18 protein-coding genes are annotated in these 13,532 nt (G+C 70.6%); 11 read left to right on the top strand and 7 right to left on the bottom strand.

The genetic code is table 11. The annotated features are described in order from the left end of the window. The first annotated feature begins 44 nt into the window (after positions 1-44). The 3 genes from IEZ17_RS17580 (at position 45) to IEZ17_RS17570 (ending at position 3,004) form a co-directional block, all read left to right on the top strand. Positions 45-908, top strand: coding sequence for a transporter substrate-binding domain-containing protein (locus tag IEZ17_RS17580; protein ID WP_189301151.1), 864 nt, complete (start codon positions 45-47; stop codon positions 906-908). An 11-nt stretch (positions 909-919) separates the two neighbouring features. After that, entirely contained in the window at positions 920-1,570 is a 651-nt protein-coding gene (locus IEZ17_RS17575) for an HD domain-containing protein (protein WP_189301149.1), read from the top strand. Positions 1,571-1,750: 180 nt separating this feature from the next. Next, a complete protein-coding gene (locus tag IEZ17_RS17570; protein WP_189301148.1) occupies positions 1,751-3,004 on the top strand; it encodes a Cmx/CmrA family chloramphenicol efflux MFS transporter in 1,254 nt (417 codons plus the stop codon). A gap of 183 nt (positions 3,005-3,187) precedes the next feature. Here the strand turns inward: IEZ17_RS17570 and IEZ17_RS17565 are convergent, their stop codons facing one another. Then, positions 3,188-3,475: a DUF4031 domain-containing protein gene (locus tag IEZ17_RS17565; RefSeq protein ID WP_189301146.1), complete on the bottom strand. Its 288-nt coding sequence runs from the start codon at positions 3,473-3,475 to the stop codon at positions 3,188-3,190. A gap of 1 nt (position 3,476) precedes the next feature. Then, a complete protein-coding gene (locus tag IEZ17_RS17560; protein ID WP_189301144.1) occupies positions 3,477-3,839 on the bottom strand; it encodes a DUF8819 family protein in 363 nt (120 codons plus the stop codon). A 130-nt stretch (positions 3,840-3,969) separates the two neighbouring features. Between IEZ17_RS17560 and IEZ17_RS17555 the strand changes: the two genes are divergently transcribed. The 3 genes from IEZ17_RS17555 (at position 3,970) to IEZ17_RS17545 (ending at position 7,658) form a co-directional block, all read left to right on the top strand. Continuing rightward, the gene (locus IEZ17_RS17555; RefSeq protein ID WP_229852346.1) at positions 3,970-4,974 is read left to right on the top strand and encodes a MurR/RpiR family transcriptional regulator; all 1,005 of its coding nucleotides are present in this window, start codon (positions 3,970-3,972) and stop codon (positions 4,972-4,974) included. Between the two features lie 61 nt (positions 4,975-5,035). Continuing rightward, positions 5,036-5,989, top strand: coding sequence for an N-acetylmuramic acid 6-phosphate etherase (gene murQ, locus IEZ17_RS17550; protein WP_189301142.1), 954 nt, complete (start codon positions 5,036-5,038; stop codon positions 5,987-5,989). 52 nt (positions 5,990-6,041) lie between these two features. Then, positions 6,042-7,658, top strand: a complete 1,617-nt coding sequence (locus IEZ17_RS17545; protein WP_189301140.1) for a PTS transporter subunit EIIC — start codon at positions 6,042-6,044, stop codon at positions 7,656-7,658. Between the two features lie 54 nt (positions 7,659-7,712). Here the strand turns inward: IEZ17_RS17545 and IEZ17_RS17540 are convergent, their stop codons facing one another. Together IEZ17_RS17540 and IEZ17_RS17535 are read right to left on the bottom strand one after the other, a co-directional pair. Then, positions 7,713-7,898 (bottom strand): hypothetical protein, encoded by a 186-nt coding sequence (locus IEZ17_RS17540; RefSeq protein ID WP_189301278.1) that lies wholly within the window; start codon positions 7,896-7,898, stop codon positions 7,713-7,715. A gap of 23 nt (positions 7,899-7,921) precedes the next feature. Then, complete coding sequence (locus tag IEZ17_RS17535) at positions 7,922-8,191, bottom strand: hypothetical protein (protein WP_189301138.1); 270 nt, start codon at positions 8,189-8,191, stop codon at positions 7,922-7,924. Between the two features lie 112 nt (positions 8,192-8,303). Here IEZ17_RS17535 and IEZ17_RS17530 point away from each other — a divergent pair, with 112 nt between their 5' ends. Continuing rightward, complete coding sequence (locus IEZ17_RS17530; protein ID WP_189301276.1) at positions 8,304-9,143, top strand: helix-turn-helix domain-containing protein; 840 nt, start codon at positions 8,304-8,306, stop codon at positions 9,141-9,143. After that, positions 9,127-9,408, top strand: a complete 282-nt coding sequence (locus IEZ17_RS17525) for a DUF397 domain-containing protein (RefSeq protein ID WP_189301136.1) — start codon at positions 9,127-9,129, stop codon at positions 9,406-9,408. Before IEZ17_RS17530 ends, IEZ17_RS17525 begins: the two co-directional genes overlap by 17 nt. 121 nt (positions 9,409-9,529) lie before the next feature. Here the strand turns inward: IEZ17_RS17525 and IEZ17_RS43870 are convergent, their stop codons facing one another. Beyond that, the gene (locus tag IEZ17_RS43870; protein WP_268249828.1) at positions 9,530-9,664 is read right to left on the bottom strand and encodes a hypothetical protein; all 135 of its coding nucleotides are present in this window, start codon (positions 9,662-9,664) and stop codon (positions 9,530-9,532) included. A 20-nt stretch (positions 9,665-9,684) separates the two neighbouring features. After that, positions 9,685-10,137 (bottom strand): hypothetical protein, encoded by a 453-nt coding sequence (locus IEZ17_RS42450; RefSeq protein ID WP_229852343.1) that lies wholly within the window; start codon positions 10,135-10,137, stop codon positions 9,685-9,687. A gap of 302 nt (positions 10,138-10,439) precedes the next feature. On the opposite strand from IEZ17_RS42450, the gene IEZ17_RS17515 reads away from it, so the two are divergent. Then, positions 10,440-11,456 (top strand): hypothetical protein, encoded by a 1,017-nt coding sequence (locus tag IEZ17_RS17515; RefSeq protein ID WP_189301135.1) that lies wholly within the window; start codon positions 10,440-10,442, stop codon positions 11,454-11,456. Positions 11,457-11,531: 75 nt separating this feature from the next. On the opposite strand, the gene IEZ17_RS17510 is transcribed toward IEZ17_RS17515, so the two are convergent. Beyond that, positions 11,532-12,263, bottom strand: coding sequence for a DUF998 domain-containing protein (locus IEZ17_RS17510; protein WP_229852342.1), 732 nt, complete (start codon positions 12,261-12,263; stop codon positions 11,532-11,534). 522 nt (positions 12,264-12,785) lie between these two features. Between IEZ17_RS17510 and IEZ17_RS17505 the strand changes: the two genes are divergently transcribed. Both IEZ17_RS17505 and IEZ17_RS17500 read left to right on the top strand, forming a co-directional pair. After that, a complete protein-coding gene (locus IEZ17_RS17505) occupies positions 12,786-13,190 on the top strand; it encodes an Ig-like domain-containing protein (protein ID WP_189301133.1) in 405 nt (134 codons plus the stop codon). Between the two features lie 82 nt (positions 13,191-13,272). Beyond that, positions 13,273-13,527 carry a hypothetical protein gene (locus IEZ17_RS17500; protein WP_189301131.1) on the top strand — a complete coding sequence of 85 codons (255 nt, stop codon included), beginning with the start codon at positions 13,273-13,275 and terminating at the stop codon, positions 13,525-13,527. Positions 13,528-13,532 lie beyond the last annotated feature (5 nt).

Below are 13,532 nucleotides of genomic sequence, written 5' to 3'. Positions count from 1 at the left end.
CACGACAGCCAAGGGCGCGGAAGGCAAGAAGAACGGGGACCCTCATGACCACCACCCACGCGACGAAACTGGCGGCCTTACTCGCCCTGACCGCCCTCACCGCCGCCGCCTGCGGCTCCTCCGAACCGCCCTCCCTCTTCTCCACCGGAAAGGTCTCGGTCGGCGCGAAGAACGACCAGCCGGGCACCGGAGTCGTCCACAACTACAAGTTCTCCGGGTTCGACATCACCGTCGCCCGGCAAATCCTCAAATCCGTGGGCGCCGAACCGGATTTCGGCATCGTGCCGTCGGAGGACCGCAGCGCGGTACTCACCGACAAAAAGAAGGACCTGGTCGTCGCCACCTTCTCGATCACCGTCGACCGCATGAAGGAACTGGACTTCGTCGGACCGTACGCCTCCACCTACCAGGGCCTCATGGTGCGCAAGAACGACAACCGCATCCGGAAGCCGTCCGACCTCGCCGGAAAGCGCGTCTGCACCTGGCCCGGCACCACCTCCGCCACCACCCTCCAAGGCCCGGACGGCAACCACATCGCGGTCTACGAAGCCCCGGACGCCTCCAGCTGCATCACCGACCTCAAGACGAAGAAGGTGGCCGACGCGGTCTCCACCGACCAAATGATCCTCTACGGCTTCACCCAGGAAAACCCGGACCTCAAGGTCGTCCCCGACATCACCTTCGGCTCCGCGAACCACTACGGCATCGCCATGGCCAAGGGCCACCGCAGCGACTGCCTCAAACTCCGCGGCGCCCTGCGCGATTACGTCACCAGCAACGACTGGAGCCACGACTTCACCACGTCCCTCCCTTCCATTCCCGCGGCCGACCCCACCTGGGAAACCGACTTCAAACCCCGCGTGGAAACCGTCGACTCCCTCTCCTGCCGCGATACCCCCCGCACCTGAACCGGGGCACAATGGCGCCCATGACCACCCTGGCCAGCCGCTGGGCCACCACCGTGGCCAACGCCCGCGCCCCCCACGCGGGCCCCGACCCCGCCCCGTACGCGAAGAACCTCCTCGCCCGGTGGGACGAGCCCCAGCGCCGCTACCACACCACCGACCACCTCACCGCGGTCCTCGACCGCATCGACGAACTCGCCGACCACGCCGAGGATTTGCCGGCCATCCAGCTGGCGGCGTGGTTCCACGACGCCGTCTACCGCCCCGACCGCTCCGAGAACGAGGAGCGCAGCGCCGCCCTCGCCGAACGCGCCCTCCCCGAACTCGGCATCGACGCCCCCCGCACGGCCGAGGTCGCCCGCCTCGTACGCCTCACCGTCACCCACGACCCGGCCGCCGACGACCGCAACGGCCAGGTCCTCTGCGACGCCGACCTGGCCGTACTGGCCGGCTCCCCCGACCGGTACGCCGCCTACGCCGCCGCCGTCCGCGCCGAGTACGCCTTCGTGCCCGACCCCGACTTCCGGTCCGGCCGCGCCGCCGTCCTCCGCCAACTCCTCGCCCTCCCCCACCTGTTCAGGACGCCCCACGGCCAGGCCCACTGGGAACAACCTGCCCGCCACAACCTCACCACCGAACTGTCGCTCCTGAGTACCGGCACCTGAGAACCGACACCTGAGCACCAGTGCCCGAGCCCGCCCGGCACACGCGGAAGTGTCCGACGGCCGGAAGCGTCGGTCACTCGGGACGCTCCCGGAAGCCCCTCATGAAGTCCCTGGAAGCCCTCGGGAAACCCCGAGGGCTTCCCGGGAATGTAAGCAGCCCAAAGACGGTTAGTACCTGACATGCCAGCACCAGCCGACCGCTCCCGCCTGCCCATATCCGTCTACGTCCTGGGGCTCTCGGTCTTTGCCCTCGGTACCTCCGAGTTCATGCTCTCCGGCATCCTCCAGCCCCTGGCCAGGGACCTTCAGGTCTCCATCCCGCAAGCCGGGCTGCTGGTCTCCGCCTTCGCCATCGGCATGGTCGTCGGCGCCCCCGTACTGGCCGCCGCAACCCTCCGCCTCCCCCGCCGCACCACCCTCATCGCCCTGCTCGCCGTCTTCGGACTGGGCCAGGCGGCAGGCGCCCTGTCCCCGTCCTACGCCGTCCTCTTCGTCTCCCGCGTCATCAGCGCACTCGCCTGCGCGGGCTTCTGGGCGGTCGGCGCGGCGGTGGCGGTATCGCTCGTACCGGTCACCGCGCGCGCCCGCGCCATGGCCGTCATGGTCGGCGGTCTGAGCATCGCCAACATCGCCGGCGTCCCCGCCGGCGCCCTGCTCGGCCAGCACGCCGGCTGGCGCGCCGCCTTCTGGGCAGTGGCCGCCCTCTCCGCGATCGGCCTCGTCGGCGTCATCGCCCTCGTTCCGTACACGGCGGTCCCGACCGGCGAGGACCGCCCGCAGCTCCGCCGCGAGCTGAGCATCTACAAGGACAAGCAGGTCTGGCTGGCGCTGATCGCCACCGCCATGAACGGCGCCGCTGTCTTCGCCCTCTTCTCGTACCTCTCCCCGCTCCTCACCGAAACCGCCGGCCTCGCCGAGAGCTGGGTCCCGACGGTGCTGGCGCTCTTCGGTGTCGGCGCGCTGATCGGTACGTTCATCGGCGGGCGGATCGCCGATGCGCACCTCTTCGGCACGCTCTTCGCCGGAATCTCGGCCTCCACGGCCGTACTGGCCATCCTGGCGCTGACCGCGCACAGCCCGGTCGCCGCCGTGGGCCTCTCCCTCATGCTCGGCGTCACCGCGTTCACCACCGCGCCGGCCCTCAACGCCCGGATGTTCAACGTCGCGAACGCCGCCCCGACCCTCGCCGGCGCCACCACCACCGCCGCCTTCAACGTCGGCAACACCCTCGGCCCCTGGCTGGGCGGCCTGGCCATCAGCGCGGGCTGGGGCTACCCGGCCGTCGCCTGGACGGGCGCGGCCCTGGCAGCCGTAGCCGTCGCCACCACGGCCGTCGCCTTCCGCATCCACCGCGCCACGGCCGGCTCCCGCGTGATCGCCTCCTCCACCCCCGCACCCACCGCCCCCACCCGGGAAGCCGCAGACCAGCACTGACGCTCACCATCGGCGCGCCCAGCACCCGGACCGCAGACGCGGGACCACGGCCGCTGGGCGCGCAGCACTCCGGCCTCGGGGCCCTCCCCTCCCCCCCACCCACCCCACGCCCCTACTCCCGCCCCCGCCTCCCCCAAGTGGTCCCCACCTGGTCCCCACGCGGCCCCCACGTCCGGCCGGTCGCTACGCTCCAGGGCGTCCCTCAGGGCGTCGGCGTCCCTTGGGGCGTCGCAGCCCTGCCTCCGTCAGTCGCCGGACCAGTTCCTTGGACCCGACCTCTACGGCTCCCGCCCGCACCGCGTCCCCATAGCGCTCTGCCGGCAGGTCGTAGTGGTCGCGCTCGAACGCCCGCGGCGGCGCGCCGATTTCAGCCGCGAAGCGATGCAGCTCGTCGAACGAGCGATCACTCACCAGGTGTGACCACATCCTTCCGTGTCCCGGCCACGTGGGCGGATCTATATAGATCGCCACCTCATCCCTCCGCCGGCGTGCGGAGCCGCCCGACGGGGGCCACCGCCACCGCCGTCTTCGGGCACACCCAGTGCGGATCCGGCCCCAACTCCGGTTCCACGTCCAGCGCATGGGGATCACCGGACTCGATGCACACCGGACACAGCGGCCAGCGCCCGTACCGTTCCAACAGCGCGTCCTGTACGTCCTGCGCTATCAGCCCGGCGAGGAACGCCGCGCCGTCAGGCCACTGCTCCACCCACCACCGGCGGTGGGAGACCGCGTCCTCGACGAGCGAGACGATGTCGGCGTCCGCGACCTCGTCCGCGATCAGATCTGCGAGCACCAGCGCTCGCGCGGTATGCAATGCCTGCTCCAGCTCCATGCACACATTCTCTCGCGGTCCGCGCGACCGGTCGAAGTTATCCACAGGTGCCGCCGAGCCGCCCTCGCAACTGTCCACAGGCTTCACGGAGGGTATTGACGCACCGGCGCGCTGAAATTACTTTTCAGCCATGAGCAGCGGAGTGAAGGAAACTTTCAAAGACGAGTCCACCAAGACCCACCCCGAGAACCGACCCGAGACCCGGCCGGACATCCGGCCCGACATCCACCCCGCGAGCAGATCGGCTCCGGCGCCGCCCGTGCCCGCGGCACTGGCCGCCAAGGTCCGCACCCTCGCCCCGACGATGACCCGTTCCATGCAGCGTGTCGCGGAGGCCGTCGCGGGCGACCCCGCCGGCTGCGCCGCCCTCACCGTCACCGGCCTCGCCGAGCGCACCGGCACCAGCGAAGCCACCGTCGTCCGGACCTCCCGGCTGCTCGGCTATCCCGGCTATCGCGATCTGCGCCTGGCGCTGGCCGCGCTCGCCGCGCAGCAGGCGGCCGGCAGCGCGCCCGCGGTGACCGCGGATATAGCGGTCGACGACTCCCTCATCGACGTCGTCGCCAAGCTCGCGCAAGAGGAGCGGCAGTGTCTGGCCGACACCGCCGCCGCGCTGGACGTCACCCAGCTCGAAGCGGCCGTTGCCGCCCTCTCCGCGGCCCGCCGGATCGATGTGTACGGCATAGGGGCCTCCAACCTCGTCGCCCAGGATCTGGTGCAGAAGCTGCTCCGCATCGGCCTGATCGCGCATGCGCACTCGGACCCGCACCTCGCCGTGACCAACGCCGTGCAGATGCGGGCCCGCGATGTCGCCATCGCGATCACCCACTCCGGCCGGACCACCGACGTCATAGAGCCCCTGCGGGTGGCGTTCGACCACGGTGCGACGACCATTGCCATCACCGGCCGCCCGGACGGCGAGATCGCCGCGTACGCCGACCACATCCTGACGACGTCCACGGCCCGCGAGAGCGAGCTCCGTCCCGCCGCGATGTCCTCGCGGACCAGTCAACTCCTGGTGGTGGACTGCCTCTTCATAGGCGTGGCGCAGCGCACGTACGAGACCGCCGCCCCGGCGCTCTCCGCCTCCTACGAGGCGCTGGCCCACCGTCACTCCCCCCGCACCGGCCACTGACCCGTCGCGGGCACCGGCCGCCCCTCCGTCCTCCCCGCACGCACGAAGAGAGCCGCCAGTCATGACCAGCCCCGCTGCCCACGACCCCAACTACACAAGACTCCGGACCCAGTTGGACGGCCTCACCACGGAAGCGTTCCGGCCCGATCTCGCGGACATCGACCGCCGTTCCACGTTGGAGATCGCCCGCACGATGAACGGTGAGGACGCCTCCGTCCCCGCCGCGGTTGCCGACCGCCTCCCCGAGATCGCCGCCGCCATCGATGCCACCGCCGCCCGTATGACCCGCGGCGGCCGGCTGATCTACGCCGGCGCCGGTACGGCCGGCCGGCTCGGTGTCCTGGATGCGAGCGAGTGCCCGCCCACGTTCAACACCGACCCCGCCGAGGTCCTCGGCCTCATCGCGGGCGGTCCGTCCGCGATGGTTTCGGCGGTCGAGGGCGCCGAGGACAGCAAGGAGCTCGCGGTCGAGGACCTGACCGCGATCGCCGTCGCCGACCGCGACACGGTCGTCGGTATCTCCGCCTCCGGCCGTACGCCGTATGCCGTCGGCGCCGTCGAGCACGCCCGCGCCATCGGCGCGCTGACCATCGGCCTTTCCTGCAACGCCGATTCCGCGCTCGCCGCAGCCGCGGAGCACGGCATCGAGATCGTCGTGGGCCCGGAGCTGCTGACGGGCTCCACCCGCCTCAAGGCGGGCACGGCCCAGAAGCTCGTCCTCAACATGCTCTCGACCATCACCATGATCCGGCTCGGCAAGACCTACGGGAATCTGATGGTCGATGTCCGCGCCTCCAACGAGAAGCTGCGGGCCCGTTCGCGCCGCATCGTCGCGCTCGCGACGGGTGCCACCGACCTGGAGATCGAGGCCGCTCTCGCCGAGGCGGACGGCGAGGTGAAGAACGCCATTCTCGTTCTCCTCGGCGGTGTCGACGGCCGGCAGGCCGCCCGCCTCCTCCACACCTCTCGCGGCCACCTGCGCGCCGCCCTCCAGTCCGCCTCCCAAGCCAACTGACGTCACGTCAAGGATCACCGACAGCCCGCCATACACAAACAAGGCGCCGCACATGACCGAAGACAAGAACCGCGCCACTGCCGCCGCGATCCTCCCCCTCGTCGGCGGCGCCCGGAACATCACCTCCATCGCCCACTGCATGACCCGCCTCCGCCTGGACATCCGGGACCGCTCCCTGGTCCAGGACGAGGCCCTGAAGGCGCTCCCGGCCGTGCTGGGCGTGGTCGAGGACGACACCTACCAGATCGTGCTCGGTCCCGGCACGGTCGCCCGGGTCACCCCCGAACTGGAACGCCTCGCAGCCGACGACAGCGCCCCCACCCCGCAACCGGAACCACCGACCGAACCACACCCCGCAGCGCAATCCGGCCCGCAAGCCGGACCGGAGGCCCCCCGGCAACCCGCGCCCACCCCAACCACCACCGCCGCCGAGCTGGCCGCGCAAGGCGCTGCCCTCAAGGCCCGCCAGAAGGCCCGCAACGCCACGCCCGTCAAGCTGTTCCTCCGCCGCATCGCCAACATCTTCGTCCCGCTCATCCCCGCCCTGATCGGCTGCGGCATCATCGCGGGGGTCAACGGCCTGCTGGCGAACGCCGGTTGGCTCCCCGCCCTCGTCCCGGCCCTCACCGCCATCGCCTCCGGCTTCATGTCGCTGATCGCGGTCTTCGTCGGCTACAACACCGCGAAGGAGTTCGGCGGTACGCCCGTCCTCGGCGGCGCGGTCGCCGCGATCATCGTCTTCCCGGGCGTCGCCCACATCACCGCCTTCGGCCAGAAGCTCTCCCCAGGCCAGGGCGGCGTCCTCGGTGCACTCGCCGCCGCCCTCCTGGCCGCACAGTTGGAAGGCCGGCTCCGCAGATGGATCCCGGAGGCCCTGGACGTCCTCCTCACCCCCACCCTCACCGTCCTCCTGACCGGCCTGGTCACCGTCTTCGGCCTGATGTACGCGGCGGGCGAGGCCTCCACCGCCATCGGGTCGTCCGCCACCTGGCTGCTCGCCCACGGCGGCGCCGTCGCCGGCTTCATCCTCGGCGGCCTCTTCCTCCCCCTGGTCATGCTGGGCCTCCATCAGGCCCTCATCCCCATCCACACCACCCTCATCCAACAACAGGGCTATACGGTCCTCCTGCCGATCCTCGCCATGGCCGGCGCGGGCCAGGTGGGCGCCGCCCTGGCCGTCTACGTCCGCCTCCCCCGCAACCGCTCGATCCGTACGACGATCAAGTCCGCCCTCGCTGCGGGCTTCCTGGGCGTCGGCGAGCCCCTGATCTACGGCGTCTCGCTCCCCCTGGGCCGCCCCTTCATCACCGCCTGCGTCGGCGGCGCGTTCGGCGGCGGCGTCGTCGGCCTCTTCAACCAGCTCGGCGACGCGGTCGGCTCCACCGCCATCGGCCCCTCCGGCTTGGCCCTGTTCCCCCTGATCAAGGGCAACCACCCGCTCGGCACCACGGTCGCCGTCTATGCCCTCGGCCTCGTCATCGGCTATGCGGTCGGCTTCGTCGCCACGTACTTCTTCGGCTTCAGCCGACAGATGCGTACGGACCTGGACGCCGCCCCGCAGTGCACAGCCCCGGCACCGGCGGCCGGGGAAGCGGACACGGCGGCGCCGACCGTCCCCCATCCGGGGAGTTCGGACGGCACCCGCGCGCCGCTCCCCGACGCCGGGTAGCACCTCCCCTACGGCCAACGATCCACCGAATGCCAGGAGTTGCGCACTCGCCAGTCACGGAATCCGGCTGCTCTGCCAGTTCAAGTCCCGCAGCCGGGCCGCGAGCGCGGCGAACCGCGGAACTCCCCGCAGCAGACCGGGCGGGCAGTTCCACTCCGCGCCACCGCCGGGCGGCCGGAGCTGCACGAACGGCCCCCGGTGGCCGCTCACCCGCCCGATCCGCCCGTCACGCCCGTCCATCGCATAGCTGCCGGCCGCCGGAATCACCGCTGCCGCCCCTCCGGGCCGTGCCCGTCGTGCCCGTATGCGGCGCCCTGCGCGTACTCCGCGAGGACCTCGGCCAACCGCCGGGCGGTCTCCACGTTGCACCGCCCCAGTTCCACCAGCGGCGCCATGAACGTACTGGCCGCCGAGACCGGATCCACGCACAGCGAGGGCAGGGTCACCCCCACCGCTCGCAGCGCGCTGTCCAGTTCCGCCGTGACCTGCTCGGCCGCCTGCACCCTCTCACTCGCCGTGAGCACTCCCACCATCACCTTCCGCACCGAGCGTTCTTCGCTATGCACACAGCGTGGCGGCAACCGGTCCAACCTGGACAGAGGCGCAGACCCAACAACCGTTCCGTTCCACCAGGGAGTTGCTGCGATGCCCGCACCAAAACCCCTCGATCCGTCCTCATCGCCCCGTGCCATGCCCGGCGCCGAATTACGCCACCAGCGCGAGAAGGCCGAACTCACGCAGGAGGAACTCGGCAACCGCCTCTTCGTCAGCGGCTCCTTCATCGGCCAGTTGGAGGCGGGCACCCGGCACATGCACATCGACATCGCCCAGCAGATAGACCAAATCCTGGACACGGACGGCTACTTCGAGCGCAACTGCGAAGCGGCGACGAAGTCGAAGTACCCGGACCACTTCGCGGAGGCGGCTGAGGCGGAGGCGATTGCGACAGAGATCAGGGAGTACGAGCAGTTGCTGATCCCGGGACTGCTTCAGACTCCGGCGTATGCACGGGTCGTGTTCCGTGCGTACCAACCGACGGCAATAGAAGACGTCATCGACGAACTGGTCGCGAACCGAATGGATCGAACGCGGCTGCTCGACAGCCCAACAACCCCGTTGGTTTGGTGCATCTTGGACGAGGCGGCGCTACGCCGAGCCGCCGGTGGCCCCGGGGTGATGGCCGAGCAGCTGGGCCACATCGCAGACTTGGTCCGGCGTCATCGGGCCATCGTTCAGGTACTGCCGTTCAGTGCTGGGGCGCATGCAGCCCTTGAGGGCTCTCTCAAGCTGATGACCTTCGAAGATGCACCCCCGCTGGCTTACCTCCAAGGCCTTGGTACTGGACGGCTGCACGACGATCCAGCCACCGTCGCTCAGCACCAACTCGCCTACGATTTCCTGGGGGCCACCGCATTGTCACCGAAAGAATCCCTGGCCCTGATCGAATCAGCGGCGGAGGATTACGCCCATGAAGAGCATCCCTGAGTACGACCTGAGCACCGCTACCTGGCACAAGTCCAGCTACAGCGGCGGCGATGGAGGCAACTGCCTGGAGGTAGCCGCCTGGCGCAAATCCACGTACAGCGGCGGCAGCGGCGGCAACTGCCTGGAAGTCTCCGACGGCCACCCCGGCATCGTTCCGGTTCGCGACTCCAAGGATCCGCAGGGCCCGGGGCTCGCGTTCCGGGCGCCGGCGTGGACGACGTTCATCGCGGGCGTCAAGGAAAGGGAGACGGGCGGCGACCGTTAGCCGTAGCCGCCGCCCGCCCAACACGTAGTAAAGGGGCCCGTGATGCGCCGCTCGGGCGCGTCACGAGCTCCTGTCACGCCGTAGCCACGCCGTAGTTCACGTCGTTCTCAGCCATCCGGCATTACTCCACGTGTCCGCAGTTGCTGCACACCCACTGCGACTCGTCGGTGGGATTGCCGTTCTCGTCGGTTTCCACGGTCTTGTACATCGTGCTGTGGCACTTACCGCATCCGCGCGTCTCGATCATTTGCCCCATACCGACCTCCCGCCTGCGTTCTACCCGGAGTCGGACTCGGTCTCACGCAGAGCAATGGCATGGTCAAGCATTTCGACTGCTTTCAGGCGTGCCGCTTCGCGGGCCTCTATCTCTTCCGCGCTGTCGCCGGTGGCGGCAACCCTGGGGCACTCCGGGCAGGACCACCGGTCGACCCAGCCGGGAGAGGGGGACTTCATCGCCACGTTGCAGTGCGGGCAGAGCATCGTCACTCCCTCGACGTGACCACAGAACGCGCAGACCCAGACGGGCCCCTCGCTGTCCCGCTGCTGCCACATCGTCCGGCGGCAGCGCGGGCAGCCTGTCGTACCGATGCCCAGCGGGCCCATGATGGGCGGCTCCGGGGTGGCGTCGGCGTAGGCCACGATCTGCTTGCGCAGCCGGTCGTCCGTCGTGTTGGCCATGCGCAACAGGCGGACGGTACGGGAGCGAACCTCTTCGACAAACTCGGTCATCGCCGCAGCAGCGTACGCGAATCGCCCATGCCCCGGGGCTCAAGCCTCGCGATCCGAGCCCTCCTTCCAAGGAACGGGCGGACGGCCAGAAACCCACCCACCCGCCCCCCGCGCGGCAACTTCCGCGCACACCAGGAAGGATGACGTTCCGTGGCGGGTTTGCCACGCCACGTATCGTCGGTTTAGCGTGCGCAGCAAGAAATCAACCCCGGCAGGCGCTACCAACACCGGCCGGGGTCTCACCAACAGGATCGGACTCAACGATCCCATGGCGCACCAACAAGATCGGACTCAACGATCCCATGGCGTACGAAGACTTTAGCCCTCCCCGGCACCTCCCCGCACTCCCCCACCCCCTCGCGAAGCCGGGTTTCGGCAAGCGCAGCGCACCCGGCCAACGTCCTGCCCGGCCCGCCGACTTCGCACATCTGCCCCGCCGTGAGGCGTCGGTCGCCGCGTACCTCGACCGGCTGCCCGAAGGGGCGGACATCTCCGTGAAGACGCTGGCCAAGGTGCTGGCGGACTACGGCCAGTGCGCGTTGCGGACCGTACGGCGGCGGCTGTCCGAGGCGGGTCATCTGCGGCAGTTCACCGAGCACCTGATGAGTGACGACGGCAGTCAGCAATGGGTGACGCGGACGTACTTCTCGCGGACGCCGCGGGATGACGCCTGGTGGGCGGCCTTACGCGCCGGGAACGTTCCGACGGCCGGGACGCCGTCGGCCGAAGGGCCCCAGGAAGAGCCTCCGGACCCGCCCGAGGACGAGCCCTCGCCGCGTCCGCAGCGCCCCTACAGCCGGGCGTACGCGCTGCTCGCCGCGCTCGGCCGGGCGGAACCGCGGATGACGCTCTCGGCGGCGGACTGCGCGGCCCTGGAGGCGTACGCCGAGGAGTGGCTGGCGCGGGGCGCGTCGCGGGAACAGGTGCTGACCGCGCTGACGGCCGGACTGCCACCGCAGATCCACCACCCCGGGCGGCTCGCGCACCGCCGGCTCGTCGACAAGATGCCGCCGGTGACGGTCGAAGCCGCTCGGGACCGCCCGCTCGGTCCCAACAGCACCTTCAGCCCTTGCAGTCCCCTCGGCGCCGTCGGTCCTCTCGACCCGCTCGCGCCCCTACGGATGATGGAGTGCACGGTCTGCGGAATTCCAGGGCGCCCGGCCGCGCTCCCCGGAGGGATCTGCGGCGCCTGCCGGGGCGAGGCGCCACCGGACCGCGGCCCGGCCCGGACCTCACCGGCCCAAGTCCGCGCCCATGTCCGGCATTTGCGCGCCATCGGACGCGCAACGGCGCCCTCCGGACCGCAGAGCAGCCCATAGGCCAAATCCATAGGCCGGCCCGCAGACCGGTCCGCAGACCAGCCGGCAGCTCAGAACGTAGACGGTTCGGGCCGGTCAGACCGTTCCGCGCGTGGGGCCGAGGAGCGTTCGGCCGCTCCTTCTGGCCGCCCTGGCCAGCTCGGCCGAGAGCAGCGCGAACCACACGCCCACGAGGGCCAGGTGCGTCCGCTGCGGGACACCGTGCCAGCCGGGGTGGCCGACGAGGGGGCCGACCGTCAGGACGGCGGCGGGCAGCGCCAGCGCGAGGACGCGCGTACCCCAGCGGCGGATCCGCGGCAGGCGGGGGCGTTCGACGGTGGCGGCGCGGCTGAGCAGCACCATCGAGGCGAACAGGAAGAAGTGGGCGAAGGCGCTGGTGGCGGTGTGCCAGGGGTGGACGGCCTCGCAGCCGGGCTCCGCGGAGGGTGCGCAGGCCATGGGGAGGAGGACGTCCGCCAGCGAGGACACGCCCTGACCGATCATGGCCAGCCAGCCGGCGCGTGCCCAGCCGCCGGGTACCGCGCGGTACGCGAGCAGTGAGCCGGTGACGACCAGCACGGCGCAGAGGCTCTCCAGGCCGCCGAAGAGCCAGCGGAACGGCTGGTCGGCGGCGTAGAGCTCGCTGACGTAGGAATGCCGGGGATCCAGCCCGGTGGGCAGCAGGAATTCCAGCAGCCACCAGTTGTAGAGCAGCGCGGCGGAGGCGAACATGACCGCCGCGCATGCCTCCCGGCCGGCCAGGGGGGCGAGCTGGTCCAGGTGCGGCTCGTACGGTGCGCGGGCACTGCTCCTCGTGGCGTTCGGCACGTGCGGGTCCTGTTCCGGTGGGGGCGGGCTGACAAGGCGAGGTTCCCTCCCGCAATGCCCGCTACGTTGGCGAGCCGGTCGTTGCGCGCCCAGCCATCACCCGACAGGCCGAACCGCTCCCCTGATCGCGCGATCCAGCCAATTCGAGCACCGTGTTTGAGTGTCCGTCAGCGAGAGCGACGCTCGTCCGCTGACCGCAATCAACCCGATTTCGACCACTTGAACACCCGTTCACGAGTGCAACCCTCCGCCCCTGGTCAATCAGTGATCGCGCTCCCGTGTAGCCACGATCGTGACTGTCCACATACGACCTGGTGCGGAGAGCGACCACCACGCTGTCATTGCCTCGCCGGAACGGAACCGCACCGGCTGTGAACCCACGGAGGCGACCGACATGACTCAGGCACCACACACCCTCGGCAGGCGCACCGGCACAGCGGTCGCCTGCGCGGCCCTCGTCGGATCGACGGGGGCGACGGCAGCACCGGCATCCGGAACGCCTACTCCGGTCCGGCGCTCACCGTGGCCGGCCCGACCATCTCCGCGCAGACGTTCAACGGGACGCAGCCGCAGAGCCTCCAGCTCGTCGACCGGGGAGACGGCTCCTACGCGGTCCTCGACTACGGCAGCACCCGCGTCCCGCAGCAGCCCGTGGCACGCGACGACGCGGCCCAGGCTCGCCCGGACGCGCCGGTGACGGTCGACGTCCTGGCCGACGACAGCAGCGGCGGATCGGCGACGTCGCAGGGCCTTCGGGTCACCGCGGTCGCTGCGCCCGCCAACGGCACGGCCACCGTCCGGGACGGCAAGGTCGTCTCCCCCCCCAACTCCGGCTTCTCCGGCTGCGATTCCTTCCCCTACACGGTCACCGACCGCCGCGGCCAGACCTCCGCCGCCACGGTCTCCGTCGTCACACCCGCCGAGTAACCGACACCCGAAGTATCCGGCACGAGACGTATCCGGCGCCCGAAGCGACCGGCGCCCGCGCCCCCTCAGGAAGGGAACGTTCATGAGCACCACCGAAGACCAGGCCATCAAGGCCCTCCAGGCCGCCGCCGCGGTCCTCCTCACCACCGGCGCGAAGACCGCCCCCGCACCGGCGCCCGACCCCGACGAGACCTGGCAGCTGCCCGGCGGCACCGCCTGGGTCTCCTACGGCGAGGGCAACCGGCCTGGTCCGGCCGGTCCTGAGGAGGGGAAAACGCCGCCGGGGCGGTACCCCCTGGGAGAGGAGGTACCGCCCCGGCGAACGAGCGGACGGTGATCAAC

Source organism: Streptomyces albospinus, assembly GCF_014648695.1.
GTDB lineage: Bacteria > Actinomycetota > Actinomycetes > Streptomycetales > Streptomycetaceae > Streptomyces > Streptomyces albospinus.
Note: the sequence above shows the minus strand (reverse complement) of the source record. Positions and strands in the feature narration are given on the sequence as shown.